11 protein-coding genes and 2 pseudogenes are annotated in these 17,784 nt (G+C 74.5%); 2 read left to right on the forward strand and 11 right to left on the reverse strand.

Features of this window, described 5'->3' with window-relative positions:
• Positions 1-47 precede the first annotated feature (47 nt).
• From ACFWA9_RS11915 to ACFWA9_RS11955, 9 genes and pseudogenes are all read right to left on the reverse strand, one after another.
• Positions 48-671 (reverse strand): TetR/AcrR family transcriptional regulator, encoded by a 624-nt coding sequence (locus ACFWA9_RS11915; protein ID WP_380385956.1) that lies wholly within the window; start codon positions 669-671, stop codon positions 48-50.
• Between the two features lie 65 nt (positions 672-736).
• Positions 737-2,323, reverse strand: a complete 1,587-nt coding sequence (locus ACFWA9_RS11920; protein WP_380385959.1) for a 4-coumarate--CoA ligase family protein — start codon at positions 2,321-2,323, stop codon at positions 737-739.
• A gap of 355 nt (positions 2,324-2,678) precedes the next feature.
• Positions 2,679-3,866 (reverse strand): acyl-CoA dehydrogenase family protein, encoded by a 1,188-nt coding sequence (locus ACFWA9_RS11925; protein WP_380385962.1) that lies wholly within the window; start codon positions 3,864-3,866, stop codon positions 2,679-2,681.
• Positions 3,867-3,976: 110 nt separating this feature from the next.
• Positions 3,977-5,914 (reverse strand): acetyl/propionyl/methylcrotonyl-CoA carboxylase subunit alpha, encoded by a 1,938-nt coding sequence (locus ACFWA9_RS11930; RefSeq protein ID WP_380385965.1) that lies wholly within the window; start codon positions 5,912-5,914, stop codon positions 3,977-3,979.
• Between the two features lie 22 nt (positions 5,915-5,936).
• Positions 5,937-7,535, reverse strand: a complete 1,599-nt coding sequence (locus tag ACFWA9_RS11935; RefSeq protein WP_380385968.1) for an acyl-CoA carboxylase subunit beta — start codon at positions 7,533-7,535, stop codon at positions 5,937-5,939.
• The gene (locus ACFWA9_RS11940; protein ID WP_380385971.1) at positions 7,532-9,253 is read right to left on the reverse strand and encodes an acyclic terpene utilization AtuA family protein; all 1,722 of its coding nucleotides are present in this window, start codon (positions 9,251-9,253) and stop codon (positions 7,532-7,534) included. The genes ACFWA9_RS11935 and ACFWA9_RS11940 overlap by 4 nt, the downstream gene beginning before the upstream one ends.
• Positions 9,254-9,497: 244 nt before the next feature.
• A complete protein-coding gene (locus ACFWA9_RS11945; protein WP_380385974.1) occupies positions 9,498-10,790 on the reverse strand; it encodes an MFS transporter in 1,293 nt (430 codons plus the stop codon).
• A gap of 139 nt (positions 10,791-10,929) precedes the next feature.
• Positions 10,930-11,889: pseudogene (locus ACFWA9_RS11950) on the reverse strand (chitinase); the annotation flags it as partial.
• 201 nt (positions 11,890-12,090) lie between these two features.
• Positions 12,091-12,783, reverse strand: a pseudogene (locus ACFWA9_RS11955) (carbohydrate binding domain-containing protein); the annotation flags it as partial.
• 166 nt (positions 12,784-12,949) lie between these two features.
• On the opposite strand from ACFWA9_RS11955, the gene ACFWA9_RS11960 reads away from it, so the two are divergent.
• Both ACFWA9_RS11960 and ACFWA9_RS11965 read left to right on the forward strand, forming a co-directional pair.
• Complete coding sequence (locus tag ACFWA9_RS11960) at positions 12,950-13,300, forward strand: hypothetical protein (RefSeq protein WP_380385977.1); 351 nt, start codon at positions 12,950-12,952, stop codon at positions 13,298-13,300.
• A gap of 248 nt (positions 13,301-13,548) precedes the next feature.
• On the forward strand, positions 13,549-14,472 hold the full coding sequence (locus ACFWA9_RS11965; protein WP_352292356.1) for an LLM class flavin-dependent oxidoreductase: 924 nt from the start codon (positions 13,549-13,551) through the stop codon (positions 14,470-14,472).
• 19 nt (positions 14,473-14,491) lie between these two features.
• On the opposite strand, the gene ACFWA9_RS11970 is transcribed toward ACFWA9_RS11965, so the two are convergent.
• Both ACFWA9_RS11970 and ACFWA9_RS11975 read right to left on the reverse strand, forming a co-directional pair.
• Positions 14,492-15,886: an aminopeptidase P family protein gene (locus ACFWA9_RS11970; RefSeq protein WP_380386004.1), complete on the reverse strand. Its 1,395-nt coding sequence runs from the start codon at positions 15,884-15,886 to the stop codon at positions 14,492-14,494.
• 190 nt (positions 15,887-16,076) lie between these two features.
• Positions 16,077-17,690, reverse strand: coding sequence for an MFS transporter (locus ACFWA9_RS11975; RefSeq protein WP_380385980.1), 1,614 nt, complete (start codon positions 17,688-17,690; stop codon positions 16,077-16,079).
• Positions 17,691-17,784: the final 94 nt, after the last annotated feature.

Genomic DNA, 17,784 nt, shown 5'->3' on the forward strand with positions numbered 1-17,784 from the left:
GCGACCCCTTGGTCAGAGGTTCCTCGGACGGACCTGTCGTACGGGCGTCATGGGCGTACCGGCCGCAGCGTACCCTCCAGAAGGCCCGCCCACTGCCGGATCACTCCGGATCGTCTGGCGCTGTCGTCGGAGAGCAGGTCGGCCAGTCCGAGACCGCGTGCCATGTCGAGGGTCGCCTGCACCGTCTCGCGCACTCCGGGGCGGCTTTCGTCGGCGTCCAGGAACTCGACGGCGGCCCGGTGGGCCTCGCGGCCGACCCTGCCCTCAAGTGCGACGATCCGCGCACGCAGCGGTTCGTCGGTAGCGGCGGCGACCCACAGGTGCAGGGCCGCGCGGAACAGCGGACCGGTGTAGAGGCGCACGATCATGTCGACCACGGCCACGGTGCGGTCCGGTCCGGCGGCCGGCAGCTCGTCCGCGTGGGCGCGGACGGCTGCCAGCCGCTCGGCGGTGACGTGCTCGACGGCCGCGGTGAAGAGGTCCTCGCGGGTCGGGAAGTGGTGCTGGGCGGCGCCGCGGGAGACTCCGGCCCGTTCGGCGACCACGGAGACGGTGGCGCCGTTCCAGCCGACCTCGGCCAGACAGTCGACGGCCGCCGCCAGCAGCCGCTGCCGGGTGGCGCGGCTGCGGTCCTGCTGGGGGGTACGGGCGGCAGCGGGGTGGGCGGTCATCGGCGGCGACTGGTCCTGTCCTGGGGGTCCGGGCGGGGTCGATCCTCGCAGATCCGCCGCCCGCCTCAGCGGGCGGCCTCGCGGGCCCGCAGCTCCCGGCGCAGGATCTTGCCGGCGGCCGACTTGGGGACGGCGTCCAGGAACTCCACCGCCCGCACCTTCTTGTAGGGGGCGACCTCGGCCGCCACGAAGGAGGTGACGTCCTGCTCGGTGAGCGCGCTGCCGGGGGCGCGGACCACGAAGGCCTTGGGGTACTCGGTGCCGTCCGCGTCCACGACGCCGATCACCGCGGCGTCGGCGATCTGCGGGTGGCTGAGCAGCAGGGCCTCCAGCTCGGCGGGGGCGACCTGGTACCCCTTGTACTTGATCAGTTCCTTGACCCGGTCGACGACGTACAGGTAGCCGCGCCCGTCGACGTGGCCGACGTCGCCGGTGTGCAGCCAGCCGTCGGCGTCGATGGTGGCGGCGGTGTCGGAGGGCCGGCCGAAGTACCCCTTCATCACCTGCGGGCCGCGGAGCAGCAGCTCGCCCGGCTCGCCGGGGCCGAGGTCGGCTCCGCTGCCGTCCAGGGCGACCACCCGCAGCTCGGTCGAGGGCACCATCCGGCCGACCGAGCCCGGCGGGGGGTCGGTCTCGGTCGGGGAGACGACGTGCGAGACCGGGGACAGCTCGGTCATGCCGTAGCCCTGGAGGATGTGCGGCAGGCCGAGCCGCCGGGCGCAGGCGGCGGCCAGGTCCGGGTCCAGCGGGGCGGCCGCGCAGAGCAGGTACTCCACCGAGGAGAGGTCGAAGCGGTCGACCACCGGGTGCCTGGCCAGGGCGAGCGCGATCGGCGGTGCCACGATCAGGGCCTGGACGCGCTGCTCCTCGATGGTGCGGCAGAACTGCTCCAGCTCGAAGCGCGGCAGGACGACGACGGTGGCGCCGCACCGCAGCGGCTGGTTGAGCAGGGCGGCCAGGCCGTAGATGTGGAAGAAGGGGAGGACGGCGAGGATCCGCTCCCCCTCCCGCGGCCGGTACAGGGCGTCCGTCTGGGCGAGGTTGGTGGCGATCGAGCGGTGGGTGAGCATCACGCCCTTGGGCAGGCCGGTGGTGCCGCTGGAATAGGGGAGGACGGCGAGGTCGCTGCCGGGGTCGATCGCCGGCTCGGGGTCGGGGCCGCCGGAGGCGAGCAGGTCGGCCAGCGAGCGGTGGCCCTCGGCGCCGTCCAGCACGATGATCTCGGCGAGCGCCCGGCCCTCGGCGGCGAGCTTCCCGGCGGCCTGCCGGGCGGTGTCCAGGAACGGCGAGACGGTGATCAGCCAGCGCGCGCCGCTGTCGGCGAGCTGGCCGGCCAGCTCGCCCGGGGTGGCGAGGGAGGACACCGTGGTGACGGTCGCCCCGGCCCGGGTGGCGCCGTAGAAGGCCATCGGGTACGCGACCGTGTTGGGACTGAACAGTGCCACCACGTCGCCCCGGCGCACGCCGGCCTCGGCCAGCCCGGCGGCCGCCCGGCGGACGGCCGTGGCGAGCCGCACGTGGCTGACCGACTCCCCCGTGATCCCGTCGATCAGGGCCGGCCGGTCGCCGTAGCGGGCGGCGGAGCCGAGCACCGCCTCGTGGATCGGCAGATCGACGATGCCGACGTCCGGGAACTCGCTGTGGAACACCAAGGCGTGCCTCCAAAGGGGTAGTTGACGCCCGGTCGGGGGGATCGGCGAGTGGTCCGGCCCGCCGGTCGGCCGAGCGCGCGCACAGGAGCATACGGACAGTGGCGGAGCGTTGCTCCATTGTGACGAAGGGCGGCGGGGTCCCGTGCCGGCCGGTCGCCGTGCCCGGCGCACCCGGTCCGCTCCGCTCGCCCGCTCCCGACCAGGGCACACGTCGCCGGGCGGCCCGGCGGGCCGGCCCGCCGGGCGCCGGGCGGCGGCGGGCCACCGCCTCGCACAGACGGTGGCCCGCGCCGCCGGCGTCGCGCGGGAGTTCGGCGGCGGAGCGCTCCAGCCGGGCGCCCGCCCGGGCCCCGGGTCAGTACGACTTGGGCAGCCCGAGGGTGTGCTGGGCCACGAAGTTGAGCACCATCTCCCGGCTGACCGGGGCGACCCGGCCGACCCGGGTGGCGGCGAGCAGCGCGCCGAGCCCGTACTCCTGGGTCAGGCCGTTGCCGCCCAGGGTCTGGACGGCCTGGTCGACGGTGCGGGCGGCGGCCTCTCCGGCCGCGTACTTGGCCATGTTGGCGGCCTCGCCCGCCGCGAGGTCGTCGCCCCCGTCGTAGAGCAGCGCGGCCTTCTGCGTCATCAGCCGGGCGAGTTCGATCTCCACCGCGCACTGGGCGAGCGGGTGGGCCAGGCCCTGGTGGGCGCCGATCGGGGTCGACCAGACCGTCCGCGTCCTGGCGTACTCGACGGCCCGGCCGAGGGCCTGGCGGGCCAGGCCGAGCGAGAAGGCGGCGGTCATGATCCGCTCGGGGTTGAGGCCGGCGAAGAGTTGCAGCAGCCCGGCGCTCTCGTCGCCGACCAGGGCGTCGGCGGGCAGCCGGACGTCGTCCAGGAAGACCTGGAACTGCTTCTCCGGGGAGACGAGTTCCATCGGTATCGGGCGGTACTCGAACCCGGCAGTCTCGCGCGGGACGACGAAGAGCGCGGGCCTGAGCTTGCCGGTCCGGGCGTCCTCGGTGCGGGCGACGAACAGCACGGCGTCGCTGTGGTCGATGCCGGAGACGAACACCTTGCGGCCGGTGAGCAGCCAGTCCGCGCCGTCGCGGCGGGCGACGGTGGAGATCCGGTGGGAGTTGGAGCCGGCGTCCGGCTCGGTGATGCCGAAGGCCATCCGCCGGGTGCCGTCGGCGAGGCCGGGCAGCCACTGCCGCTTCTGCTGCTCGGTGCCGTAGCGGGCGATCACCGTGCCGCAGATCGCCGGGGAGACGATCAGCATCAGCAACGGGCAGCCGGCGGTGCCGAGTTCCTCCAGGACGATGGAGAGGTCGGCGATGCCGCCGCCTCCGCCGCCGTACTCGGCGGGCAGGTTGACCCCGAGGTAGCCGGCCTTGCCGGCCTCGGCCCAGAGCTCGTCGGCGGGCAGGCCGGCCCGGGCCTTGCCCAGGTAGTACGCGGAGCCGTAGCGGCTGCCGAGGTCGGCCACGGCGCGGCGCAGGGCCTGGCGTTCGGAGCTCTCGATCAGCGGGCTGCCGGGGGTGGTGGTGCGCGGTGCGGACATGCGGTCGTCCTTCCGGGCGGATCGGGGCTGGCACGGGAATCGGGTGGGAGTCGGCGCTCTCCCCGGGGGTCTCGGGTGCCTTCTCGGGGAGTCGGGCTCGGGAGGCTCCCTCAGGGCGCCGGCTGCACGACGGCGAGCAGGGTGCCGAGTTCGACCTGCTGGCCGGGGACGGCCCGGAGTTCGGTGAGCACGCCGTCGGCGGGGGCGGTGACCCGGTGCTCCATCTTCATCGCCTCCAGCCAGAGCAGCGGCTGGCCCGCGGTGACGGTGTCGCCGACCGCGACGGCGGTGCGCGCCACGGTGCCGGGCATCGGGGCGAGCAGGGCCCCCGGATCGACCTGCGCGGCCGGGTCGGGGAAGCGCTCCAGCGCGGTCAGCACGGTGGCGCCGGCCGGGGTGTCCAGGTGGACCCGGTCGCCGTGGCGCGCGATGTCGTAGCCGCTGCGGACGCCGTCGGTCTCCAGGACCACCCGGGTGGGCGTCGCCGAGACGAGCGTGGTGCCCGGGTGGCCCTCGGCGACCAGCCCGGCCCGGCCGAACCGGTAGCGGACCTCGTACACGGTGGCGTCGGCGGCGGCGTACCGCTTGCTCTGCGGCTGCGAGGGCAGGTTGCGCCAGCCGGAGGGCAGCGCCGAGCCGACGCGGCGTTCGGCGGCGTCGGCCAGCGCAGCGGCGAGGGCCGCCGCCGCGTCCCCGCCGGGGGCGGGGGCGAGACCGGCGGCGTGCTCGGCCAGGAAGGCGGTGTGCACCCGGCCGGCCAGGAAGGCGGGGTGGCGCAGCGCCGCGACGAGCAGGTCCCGGTTGGTGACCGGCCCGTGGATCCGGGCCCGGGTGAGCGCGTCGGCGAGCCGGCGGGCGGCGGCGGCCCTGGTCGGCGCCCAGGCGACGACCTTGGCGAGCATCGGGTCGTAGTGCGCGCCGATCACGCTGCCGGCCGCCACCCCGGAGTCCAGGCGCAGCCCGGTGTCACCGTCGGCAGTAGCGAACTCGACGGTGGTGCCGGGGAGTTCGAGACGGTGCAGGGTGCCGGTCTGCGGCTGCCAGTCGCGCGCCGGGTCCTCGGCGTAGAGGCGGGCCTCGATGGCGTGGCCGCGCGGGGCGGGCGGTGCCGGGGCGGGCAGCGGTTCGCCCTCGGCGACGCGCAGTTGGAGCGCGACCAGGTCGAGCCCGGTGACGCACTCGGTGACGGGGTGCTCGACCTGGAGGCGGGTGTTCATCTCCAGGAAGTGGAACCGGCCGTCGGGGGCGAGCAGGAACTCCGCCGTGCCGGCGCCGGTGTAGCCGATCGCCCGGGCGGCGGCGACGGCGGCCGCGTGCAGCGCGGTGCGCACCTCCTCGTCGAGGCCGGGGGCCGGGGCCTCCTCGATGACCTTCTGGTGGCGGCGCTGCAGCGAGCAGTCGCGTTCGCCGACCGCCCACACCGTGCCGTGCGTGTCGGCGAGCAGCTGGACCTCGACGTGCCGCCCGGTGGGCAGGTAGCGCTCGCAGAACACCTCGTCCGAGCCGAAGCTCCTGGCCGCCTCGGCGCGGGCCTCGGCCAGTCGGGGCGCGAGTTCGTCCAGCCGGTGGACCACCCGCATGCCGCGCCCGCCGCCGCCCGCGGCCGCCTTCACCAGCAGCGGCAGGTCGGCCTCGACGGGGTCGGTGAGGGCCTCCAGTACGGGCACGCCGGCGGCGGCCATCAGGCGCTTCGCGGCGGTCTTGGAGCCCATCGCGGCGATCGCGGCCGGGGGCGGGCCGATCCAGGTCAGGCCCGCGTCGAGCACCGCCTGCGCGAACTCCTCGCTCTCGGAGAGGAATCCGTAGCCGGGGTGGACGGCGTCGGCCCCGGCGGCCAGCGCGGCCTTGACGATCAGGTCGCCGCGCAGATACGTGTCGGCGGGTGCCGCGCCGGGGAGCCGGACGGCGGCGTCAGCCTCCCGGGTGTGCGGGGCGTCGGCGTCCGGGTCGGCGTAGACGGCGGTGGTGGCGATGCCGAGGCTCCGGCAGGTGCGGAACACCCGGCGGGCGATCTCGCCCCGGTTGGCGACCAGCAGGTTGGCGATCACGTCGGTCCCTCTCAGAGTCGGATCACATGCGGAAGACGCCGTAGCCGCGCGCGCCCTCGACGGGCGCGTTGTGGATCGCGGAGAGGCACAGGCCGAGCACGGTCCGGGTGTCGCGGGGATCGATCACCCCGTCGTCGTAGAGCCGGCCGGAGAGGAAGGCGGGCAGCGACTCCGCCTCGATCTGCTGCTCGACCATCGCCCGGATCGCGGCGTCCGCGTCCTCGTCGTAGGGCTGCCCCTTGGCCGCCGCGGACTGCCGGGCCACGATCGACAGCACCCCGGCGAGCTGCTGCGGTCCCATCACGGCCGACTTGGCGCTCGGCCAGGCGAACAGGAACCGCGGCTCGTAGGCCCGCCCGCACATGCCGTAGTGACCGGCCCCGTAGGAGGCGCCCATCAGCACCGACAGGTGCGGCACCGTGGAGTTGGCGACGGCGTTGATCATCATCGCGCCGTGCTTGATGATGCCGCCCTGCTCGTAGTCCTTGCCGACCATGTAGCCGGTGGTGTTGTGCAGGAACACCAGCGGGATGTCGCGCTGGTTGGCCAACTGGATGAACTGGGCGGCCTTCTGCGACTCCGGGCTGAACAGCACGCCCTGGGCGTTGGCGAGGATGCCGACCGGGTAGCCGTGCAGCCTGGCCCAGCCGGTGGCGAGACTGGTGCCGTAGAGCGGCTTGAACTCGTCGAAGTCCGATCCGTCGACGATCCGGGCGATCACCTCGCGCGGGTCGAACGGGATCTTGAGGTCGCCCGGAACGATGCCGAGCAGTTCCTCCTCGGCGTACTTCGGCGGCTCGGCGAGCGGGTCGGCGCCGGGGCCGTGCCGGCGGTGGTTCAGCCGGGCGACGATCCGCCGCGCCAGCCGCAGCGCGTCCGGTTCGTCCACCGCGAAGTGGTCGGCCAGGCCGGAGGTGCGGGCGTGCATCTCGGCGCCGCCGAGCGACTCGTCGTCGGACTCCTCGCCGGTGGCCATCCTGACCAGGGGCGGGCCGCCCAGGAAGACCTTGGCCCGCTCCTTCACCATCACGGTGTGGTCGGACATCCCCGGCACGTAGGCGCCGCCGGCCGTGGAGTTGCCGAACACCACGGCCACGGTGGGGATGCCCGCCGCGGAGAGCCGGGTGAGGTCGCGGAAGAGCGCGCCCCCGGGGATGAAGATCTCCTTCTGGCTGGGCAGGTCGGCGCCGCCGGACTCGACCAGGTTGACCACCGGGAGCCGGTTCCGCAGCGCGATCTCGTTGGCGCGCAGGGCCTTGCGCAGCGTCCAGGGGTTGCTGGCCCCGCCGCGTACGGTGGGGTCGTTGGCCGTGATGAGGCACTCGACGCCCTCGATCACGCCGATCCCGGTGACGAGCGCCGCGCCGACCGGGTAGTCACTGCCCCAGGCGGCGAGCGGGGAGAGTTCCAGGAACGGCGAGTCCTGGTCGATCAGCAGCTCGATCCGCTCGCGCGGCAGCAACTTGCCCCGGCCGCGGTGGCGTTCGACGTACTTGGGGCCGCCGCCGGCCAGTGCCTTGGCGTGTTCGGCGTCCAGTTCGGTGAGCTTGGCGAGCATCGCGGCCCGGTGCTCGGCGTAGTCGGCGCCGGCCGGGTCGAGGCGGGTGGGCAGGACGGTCACAGCAGCGCCTCCGGGATGTCGAGGTGGCGGGAGCGCAGCCACTCCCCCAGCGCCTTGGCCTGCGGGTCGAAGCGGTGCTGGGCGGCGACGCCCTCGCCGAGCAGGCCGGTGATGGTGAAGTTGACCGCGCGAAGATGCGGGAGGAGCTGCCGACCGATCGGCAACCCGGCTGTCTCCGGCAGGAGTTCGCGCAGCAGATCGACGGTGAGGGTGTGCGCGAGCCAGCGCCAGCCGTCCGCGCCGCGGGCCCAGACCCCGAGGTTGGCGTCACCGCCCTTGTCGCCGCTGCGGGCGCCGGCCACCCGGCCGAGCGGTGCCCGCGCGGTCGGGCCGGGCGGCAGCGGCGCCGGCAGGTCCGGGCCCGGCTCCGACGGCCGGGTCGACGGCTCCGCCGGGGCGGTGACCGGCGCGGGCGGTACGGCGACCCGCCGCCCGTCCGGCAGGACCGCGGTGTGCTCCACCGCCTTGGCGTCGACGTACGCGGCGGTGAAGACCCCGTACGGCGATCCCGCCCCGGGCGGCGCGGTGAGATGGAAGCCGGGGTAACCGGCCAGCCCCAACTCCACCGCCGCCTTGCCGAGTTCGCGCCCGACCTTGGCCGGATCGCGGTCCCGGGCGGTGAGCCGCAGCAGCGCCGAGGCGCTCTCCTCGGTGGCGGCGTCGGGGTGGTCGGTGCGGGCGAGCGTCCACCGGAGTTCGGCGGGGCGGGCGTCCGGCGGCAGGGCCTCGGCCAACTGCCGTTGGACCAGGTCGGCCTTGGCCTCGATGTCCAGGCCGGTCAGGACGAACACCACCTCGTTGCGGTGGCCGCCGAGCCGGTTCAGCCCGACCTTCAGGGTCGGCGGCGGCGCCTCGCCCCGCACGCCGTGGATCCGGACCCGGTCCGGCCCCTCCTCGGCGAGCCGCACGGTGTCCAGCCGGGCCGTGACGTCCGGTCCCAGGTAGCGCGCGTCGCCCGTCTCGTAGAGGAGTTGGGCGGTGACGGTACCGGTGGTGACGGCGCCGCCGGTGCCCGGATGCTTGGTGATGACGCTGGAGCCGTCCGCCGCCAGCTCCGCGATCGGGAAGCCGGGCCGGGTGACGTCGTGCTCGCGGAAGAACGCGTAGTTGCCGCCGGTCGCCTGCGCCCCGCACTCCAGCACGTGCCCGGCCACCACGGCGCCGGCCAGCTCGTCCAAGTCCCCCGGCCCCCAGCCGAACCGGGCGATCGCCGGGCCGACGACCAGCGCCGCGTCGGTGACCCGGCCGGTGACCACCAGGTCGGCCCCGGCGGTCAGGCACTCGGCGATCCCGAAGGCGCCCAGATAGGCGTTGGCGGCCAGCAGTCCCTCGGGAAGGCCGAGTTCGGCCCGCCGGGGCAGCAGGTCGTCACCCTCGACATGGGCGACGGCGGGATCGAGCCCCTGACGTCGCGCCAGTTCGCGGATGGCGTCCGCGAGTCGGGCCGGATTGAGGCCACCGGCGTTGACCACGATCCGCACCCCGCGCTCCAGCGCCAGGCCGAGGCACTCCTCCAACTGCCGCAGGAACGTCCTCGCGTAGCCGAGCGAGGGGTCCTTCAGTCGGTCCCGGGCCAGGATGAGCATGGTGAGCTCGGCCAGGTAGTCCCCGGTCAGGACGTCCAGCGGCCCGCCCGTGAGCATCTCGCGCACCGCCGAGAAGCGGTCCCCGTAGAAGCCCGAGGCATTGCCGATCCGCAGTACCGAACGCGACCCCACAGGTGCGCCTCCCCTACCGGTGGCCCCGCACTCGCCACGCTTGCCGTCGGGCAGCAGCGTGGCACCGGCACGGAGAAAAAGCAATCATGCCTGCTTGTTTTTCGCCGACACCGCCGACCGATGGCGCGATGACTGCCGGCGATGGTCGGCGGTCGCGGCCTCGTTCTCCCGGGTGCGTCCCGAGGGCCACGAGATGCCCGCCGGGGCACGCACTCCCGGTCTGCGGCACGGCCTCGCCAGGGCGTCAGGCGGAGTCCGGGAGCGCGGCCTCCTCGGGCCGGTCCCGCCTCGCGTGGGCCGGGTCGGGAGCCGGGCGGCGGGTGCGTTCGGCCCAGGCGGCCACCGGCGGGCCTGCCGCGCCCAGGGCCGCGAAGAACACGCCGAGCAGCAGCCAGCCCGCGTGCCCGAGGCCGAGGACCGCGGTCGTCAGGACCAGCGGAGCCAGCGCCTGCCCGGCGGCGAAGCCGATGCCGAGGAAGCCCTGGTACTGCCCCTGGGCGTGGTCGGGGGCCAGGCCGAAGCCGAGCGCGAAGCCGCCCGAGGACTCCCACACCTCGCCGAGGCTGTGCACCGCGACGGCGAGGAGGGCGAGCGCCGGCGCGACCCAGACCGGAACGTCCGCGGTCAGGGCCATCAAGGGGCAGCTGACCAGGAAGAGCAGCCCCGCCAGCCGGAACGCCCGGCCGCCCTGGCGCGGCGTCTCCACCCGGGAGCCGATCCTGCTCTGGAGCAGGACGCACACCCCGCTGTTGGCCGCGTAGACCGCCGCCACCGTCCAGCGCGGCGCGTCGGTGTGGGCGGAGAGCCAGATCGGCAGCAGCAGGGAGACGGTCTGGTACTGCAGGCCCATCGCACCGTAGAGCACGACGAAGGACACGTACGGGCGGTCGGCCAGGACGGCCCAGCGGTGGTGCTCCTCGGGCCGGGGCAGCGGCCGGTAGTTCGGGACGCCGACCAGGGCGACGAGGCCGGCGCCGGCGAAGCTGGCGGCGTTGGCGAGGATGAGCGCGGTGTACGCCGCGCGGGTGTCGACCGAGACGGCGAAGGCCGCGCCCAGGGTGCCCAGGACCACGCCGAGGTTGACGAAGGTGCGGAGCCTCGCCCGGAAGGCGGCCGGGCGTTCCCCGCCGGTCCGGGCGATGAGCGCACCGCCCGCGGCGCCGCCCGCGGTTGCCGCCAGCCGGTCCAGGGTGGCGATGAGCGTGAAGGTGGCCCAGTCCTGGATGAACACGAAGGCGGCCATCGTCACGGCCTGCAGCGCGAGGGCCGTCAGCCAGACCGTGCGCGGGCCGTACCGGTCGGCCAGGTTCCCGGCCGGGATCCCGGCCAGCAGCCCGACCAGACCGGCGACCGTGAGGCCGGCGCCGACCTGGGCGGCGGGCAGGTGGACCACCAGCGTGAAGTAGAGCACCGCGGCGGTGTTGAACAGCCCGTTGCCCACCCGGCTGACGAAGCTCGCGAGGATGAGGGCGCGCTGCGGGCGGCTCGACTCCGGCGCGGTGGACGTCCGTGGGCCGAAACTCTTCCCGATGATCATGCGGCCCAGGCTAACAGCGCCCTGACGAGCGCCTTTCGGACCGCTCGGAGCGCTCGGACCGGTCGGACCCGGGAGCAGGGGGCGCTCCCGGGTCCGTCCCGCGTGCGGTCAGCGGGCTGTCAGCAAGGATCGGCGGAGATCAACGCCCCTGGAGGGACTTGACGTTGTCGCCGAAGCTCCAGCCCTTCGAGCCGTCCCAGTTGACCGACCACGTCATGAGCCCCTTCAGCGAGCCGCTGAAGGCGTTCCACGACTGGCTGACCAGGCCCGGCGCCATGTAGCCGCCGCCCGCGCCGGGCTGGGCCGGCAGACCGGGCACCTGCTTGTCGTAGGGCACCTTGATGGTGGTGCCCTGGATGGTCAGGCCGTTGTTCAGGCAGGTGGTCTGCGCGGTGAAGCCCTGGACGGTGCCCGCCTGGTAGGAGTCGCCGGAGCAGCCGTACATGCTGCCGTTGTAGTACTGCATGTTCAGCCACCAGAGGCGGCCGTTGTCGACGTACTTCTTGATGATCGGCAGGTAAGAGCCCCAGATCGACCCGTAGGTGACGCTTCCGCCGGTCACGTAGGCGGTCTCGGGGGCCATCGTCAGGCCGAAGCCCGCGGGCATCTGCGCCAGCACACCGTCGATGATGCGGATCAGGTTGGACTGGGAGGCGGACAGCGTGGTGATGCTGCCGCTGCCGGACAGACCGGTCTCGATGTCGATGTCGATGCCGTCGAAGTTGTACTTCTTGAGGATCGGCACGACGGTCGCCACGAACTTGTCGGCGACGGTGCTGGAGCTCAGGTCGATGCCCGCGGCGGCGCCGCCGATCGACATCAGGAGCGTCGCGCCGGCGGCCTTGGCCTGGCACATCTCGGCGGGGGTCGAGACCTTGACGCCGGCGTCCATGCCGTCCTGCCACAGGACGGTGCCGTCCGAGAGGATCACCGGGAACGCGGCGTTGATGACGTTGTAGCCGTGCGCGGCGATCCGGCTGTCCGTGATGGGCACCCAGCCCATGCCCGGGTGGACGCCGTTCGCGGCACCGTCCCAGTTCTCCCAGTAGCCCTGGAGGACCTTGCCCGAGGGCTTCGGCTTCGTCGGGCAGGTGTCACCCGGCGGCGTCGTGGTCGGCGGGGTGGTGGTCGGCGGCGTCGCGGTCGGCGGGGCGGTCGTCGGCGGCGTCGTCGTCGGCGGAGCGGTGGTCGGCGGAGCGGTGGTCGTCGGGGTCGCGGTCGGCGTGGGGCTGCTGCCGCCGGGACCGGCGAGCGACACGTCGTCCGCGTAGAACGCCGGCTGCCCGTACCACCCGTGCAGGTAGACGGTCACCGAGGTGGTGGTCGCGCCGGTGGTGAAGCCGACGCTGAGCTGGCTGTACGTCGCGCTGTTCGGCGTCCAGGTGGACGGCGCCGTGGTGATGCCGGAGCCGGTGGCGCCCAGGTAGACGTAGCTGCCCTGGACGTAGGCGCTCAGCGTGTACTGGGAGTTGGGCTGCACGCTGACGGTCTGGGTGCACTGGGCGTTGTCCAGGCCGGTCGGCGTGGCCTTGAGCGCGGAGGTGCCGGAGTGGACCGGGCTGCCGACGGCCGCGCCGGAGCCGCCGGTGCAGGTCCAGTCGGAGAGTCCGTTCTCGAACCCCGGGTTGGTCACCAGGTTGGTGGTGGCCGCCCCGGCCGTGACGGAGCCGGTCAGGGCGAGTCCGGCCCCGATGACGGCGGCGACGCTCACCCCGGCGAGGGAACGCATCATGACGGTCTGTCCGTGCCCGGGCCGCCCGGCCCGCGACGCGCGTGCCGCGGTCGCCCGCTGGAGGCCGGGAGCTCCGAGCGGCTCGCTCCCGGTCCGGTCGCCTCCGAGGCGACCGTGGTCCTGGCTGGGTCGGGGCTCGCCCGACGGACGTGGCGTACGCGACCTTCGACGGATCATGCGGTGCTCCCTTTCCCGCCGAGCGTCATGGACATGACCGACGCGTGGGGGCGCGACGCCCGGCTCTGGGTGAGGTGGGGACATGTGGGGCTGTGCCGAACCGGATCGTAGGAGGGGCGGCAAGGCCCGTCAATAGGTCTGGACCAATTGCCCGGTGACGGCGGAACACCGGCTCTCCGACTTTCGACAGAGCCGCAGCTCATCCCCAGGTCGCACAAGGACCCGCGGCACCGCCCCCGACAATGGGCCGATGGCCCCCCTCTCCCGCAACCCGTTCACGGCCCCCGGCGAACCGGGCCGGGGGCTGTGGCGCGCCCTCGCGGAGACGACCGGCGGCGCGGCGCTGATGCTCCTCACCCAGCTGATCCTGGGCGGCCGCGGCCCGGCCGGCGAGATCCAGCTCCTCCTCGGTACCGTCGTCCTCGTCCTGCTCGCCGTCCGCCGCCGCTTCCCCGTACTGAGCCTGCTGGGCACCTCCGTCGTCGTCGGGCTGCTGCCCCCCGCCGGGCTGCCGGCCGCCGTGACCGCGTACACCTCCGCGGCCTGGCCGGCCCGGCGGGCGGCCCGCCTGAACACCCTGCGGGCGATCAACGCCCAGTAGCGCCCGGCCGCGACGGCTCCCGTCAGTCAGCCCCGCCGGTTCGGCCGCGCCCCGGTCGCCGCACCCGGCCGGGGCGCGAGAGCATCGAGGAGGCCCCGGGTGCGGGCGCCGTCGAACCGCGGCGGTGCCGCGGATCGTTCCTCCTGCCGTACGCCCCCGCGGACCGCGACCGGTCGGGCGGCGACGGCGCCCGACCGGTGCCGCCCCGCCACGCGGCGGCAGAACCGAACCGACAGGCTGGAGTCCCCGTGCGCGTCAGCGTCTGCATCCTGCCCGACCGGCCGTTCCCCGAGGCGGCCCCGCTCTGGCGGCGCGCCGAGGAGCTGGGCTTCCACGCCGCCTACTCCTACGACCACCTCACCTGGGGCGGCCTGCCGGACGGCGCCTGGTACGGCGCCGTGCCCACCCTGGCGGCCGCCGCCGGGGCCACTTCCCGGATCCGCCTCGGCACGCTGGTGTCCTCGGCGAACTTCCGCCACCCCGTGCCGCTCGCGCAGGACGTCATGACGCTGGACACCATCAGCGGCGGCCGGTTCGTCCTCGGCTACGGCGCCGGCGCGCCCGACGCCGACGGCATCGTGCTCGGCCAGGGCGCGCCCGACACGGGCTGGTCGGTGAAGGAGCGCGGCGGCCGGTTCCGCGAGTCGGTGGAACTGCTGGACCGCCTGCTCACCGGGGCGCCCGAGGGCCGGCCGCGGACCACCTTCCGCGGCCGCTACTTCGACGCGATCGACGCCCGGCTGGAGCCCGGGTGCGTCCAGCGGCCCCGGGTGCCGTTCCTGCTGGCGGCGACCGGACCGCTCGGCATGCGCACCGTGGCGCGGTACGGCGCGTCCTGGGCCGTCACCGACGACGCGGAGCTGCCGAAGGACACCCTCACCGAGGCCTCGACCTGGGCCGGCCTCGCCCAGCGGCTGGAGAGTCTCGACGCGGCCTGCGAGCAGGAGGGCCGTGACCCGAAGTCACTCGGCCGCACCCTGCTGACCGGGTTCTCGCCGCTGCCCACCATGCGCTCGGCGGCGGCCTTCGAGGAGGTCGCGGGGCGCTGCGCGGAGCTCGGCTTCACCGAGCTGGTGGTCCACCACCCGCGCGAGTCCGGGCCGTTCGCCACGCCCGCGCACGTCCTGGAGGAGATCGCGCCCGCCCACCGCGGCGCCGCCCGGCTGCCCTGACCGCGGACCCGCTCCACGGCTACCGCAACGACGCCATCCAGGCCTCGACCTCGTCCGCCTGGCGCGGCAGGCCCGAGGACAGCCACTGCGCGCCGTCGGTAGTGATCAGGAAGTCGTCCTCGATCCGGACGCCGATCCCGCGCAGTTCCTCGGGGACGGTCAGATCGTCGGGCTGGAAGTACAGTCCGGGCTCGACGGTCAGCACCTGGCCGGCCTCCAGGACGCCGTCCAGGTAGGCCTGGCCGCGGGCACCGGCGCAGTCGTGGCAGTCCAGGCCCAGCATGTGCCCCGAGCCGCAGACGGTGAAGCGGCGGTACCGGCCGGACTCGGCGAGGGACGGCCCGCCGTCCGGCGCCAGGCCCCAGGCGTCGAGCCCTTCCGCGATCACGCGCATCGCCGCGTCGTGGAAGGCCCCGTAGCGGGCGCCGGGCCGCAGGGCCGCGATCCCCGCCGACTGGGCGGCGAAGACCAGGTCGTACACCCGGCGCTGGACATCGGTGTAGTGGCCGGAGACCGGCAGCGTCCGGGTGACGTCGCCGGTGTAGAAGGAGTCGGCCTCGACCCCGGCGTCCAGCAGGAGGAGGTCGCCGTCCCGCACCGGGCCGTCGTTGTGCATCCAGTGCAGGACGCAGGCGTGCGCGCCGGCCGCCGCGATGGTCTCGAAGCCCAGGCCGTAACCGTCCAGCCGGGCACGGCGGTTGAAGGTGCCCTCGATCCAGCGCTCGCCCCGCGCGAGGCCCGTGGCATGGCGCAGCTCGCCGACCACGTCGTGGAACCCGGCCACCGTGGACCGGACGGCCGTGCGCAGCTGCTCGACCTCCCAGGCGTCCTTGACCAGCCGTGACTCCGCCAGGAAGGTCAGCAGTTCGGCCTCCGCCCGGTGGGCCGGCCGGACCAGTGCGTCGACGAGCGCGTCCTCGCCGCGCACCACCCGGGTCGGGACGTGTCCGGCGAGCGCCCGCTCCAGGTCGTCCCGGGCGGCGGCCCGGACACCGATCGCGTCGGCGGTCTCCGACAGCGTCCGGCGCCGGCCGACCCAGAACTCGCCGTGCCGGCGGCTGCTGTGGAACTCGGCGCCGTTCGGCCCGCCGTCGCGCGGCGACCGCGGCCGGGTGAACAGGGTGACCTCGTGCCCGGTCCCGGTGGGCTCGAAGAGGAGGACGCTGTCGGGGACGGCACTCGTGCCCTGCTCCGCGGTGAGGTGGACGAACGCGGAATGCGGCCGGAACGTGTGGTCGAAGTCGTTGCTGCGGACCTTGAGCCCGCCCGAGGGGACGACGATCCGCTCCCCCGGGAACCGCTCGGAGAGCGCCGCGCGCCGCGCGGCGGCGAAGGCCGCACCGGGCAGCAGCGGCAGCGTCGTCCCGGTGTCGGCCCAGCCGTGGTGGAACCACTCGGCCTGCGCGGCCGGCACCGCGCGGTCCTGCGCCCCGGCTCCGCGCGTCCCGCCCTGCTGCTCCACCCGTCGTCTCCGCTCGCCGTAGTCCGCCGCACGCCCGCTGCACGTCGGCCGCACGTCGGCCGCACGGGGAAACTACCATTTCACATGTCACACATCCATACCTCCGGGCAGAAGCCCCCGTACCCCGAGGAGGCGCCCGGGGCTACACCGGCGTCTCACGGCCGGACTGGACGGTCGGAATCCGCTGGGTGAAGAACAGCGCCACGACGGCGGTCAGGGCGAGGATCGCGAGGGCCGCCCGCAGACCGTCCAGCCGAGCGGCCGCGTTGGCGTCGAGCGCCGCCCGCGCGACCTCCGGGCTCGTGCCCGCCTCGTCCAGCGCCGCCGTGAGCTGGACGTCCGACAGGAAGGGCGCGCCGCTCTCCAGTTGGACGGCCGCCCGGTCCGCGACCTCGGCCGGGACCGCCGGGTTCTGCTCGACGGCGGTCAGGAACGAGGCCGTCAGGGCGGCGATCATGATCGACCCGGCGAGCGCGGTACCGATCGAGGACCCGAGGTTGGTCACGGCGTTCTGGATGCCGCCGACCTCCGCGCTCTGCTCGTCCGGCACGGCCGACACGGTGACCGCGCCGAGCTGTGAGGCCATCGCGCCCATCCCGAGGCCGATCAGCAGCAGGGGCAGGGTGACGATCTCCGCACCCGCGTCCGCGTCGAGCGCGGCGAGCAGGCTGACGGCGCCCGCGAGCAGGGCCAGCGTCCCCAGCCGTACCACCCGGCGCGGTGAGACGTCCGGGAACAGGCGCGGGATCAGGACCGCGGCGGCCAGCAGCGTCAGCGAGAGCGGCAGCAGCCAGACGCCGGTCCGCAGGGCGGACAGGCCGAGGGCGACGGACAGGTAGAGCGGGACGACGAAGAACACGCCCATCTGGATGAAGTACTGGAAGAAGAACATCGTCAGACCGCCGGTGAGCCGGCGGTTGCCGAGCAGGTCCGGGTCGATGAGCGGCTCCCCGCCGCGCTCCACGACGCGCGTCTCCCAGTGCAGGAAGAGCCGGATCAGCAGCACACCGGCCAGCAGCAGCCACACGGTGAGCGAGATGCCGAGCCAGCCGGGCGCACCCGGCTTGGGCACGAACCACCCCCAGGAGCTGGAGCGCAGCACCCCGAACACGAAGACCCCGAGCCCGAGCGCGGACAGCAGGGCGCCGACCAGGTCGAGCCCGGCCCGGTCGGCGGGCGGGGCGTCGGCGAGCCGGCGGGCGAACACGAGGATGGCGAGGACGATGACGACCTCGCCGGCGAAGACCCAGCGCCAGGAGAAGTACGTCGTCGCGACACCGCCGATGAGCGGCCCCAGCGCGATCGCCACCGCCCCCGCCGCGGCGACGAACCCGTAGGCGGCCGGTCGGCGCCCGGCGGCGAAGTTGCCGGCCACCAGTGCCACGATCGCCGGGAGGATGAGGGCCGCCCCGACCCCCTCCAGGAAGGACCAGCCGAACAGCAGCACGGCCAGGTCGGGGGCGAGCGAGGTGGTCAGGGAACCGCAGCCGTAGATGACGCAGCCGATCATGAACGCCCGTCGCCGGCCGATGAGCTTCCCGACCTTGCCGCCCGGGATCATGAACATCGCCATCACGAGCGTGTACGCCGTGATGGCGCCCTGGATCCCGGCCACCGTCGTCCCGACGTCGTCGGCCACCGTCGCGATGGAGACGTTCATGACGGAGCTGTCGAGCGCCATCAGGAACTGGCCGGCCGCGAGGGTCGGCAGGACGAACCCGCCGACCGCGGAGAAAGTGCCTGCGCTGGGTGCCATGGGCCGCATCGTCGCAGCGGCGGCGGGACGCGGCCACCCGGGAGTCGGCCGGTCGGACCGGGTCGGCGGTGCGGCGCGCCGGGCGCGCCGCACC

The sequence above is a fragment of the Kitasatospora sp. NPDC059973 genome (genome assembly GCF_042737525.1).
Taxonomy (GTDB): Bacteria; Actinomycetota; Actinomycetes; order Streptomycetales; family Streptomycetaceae; genus Kitasatospora.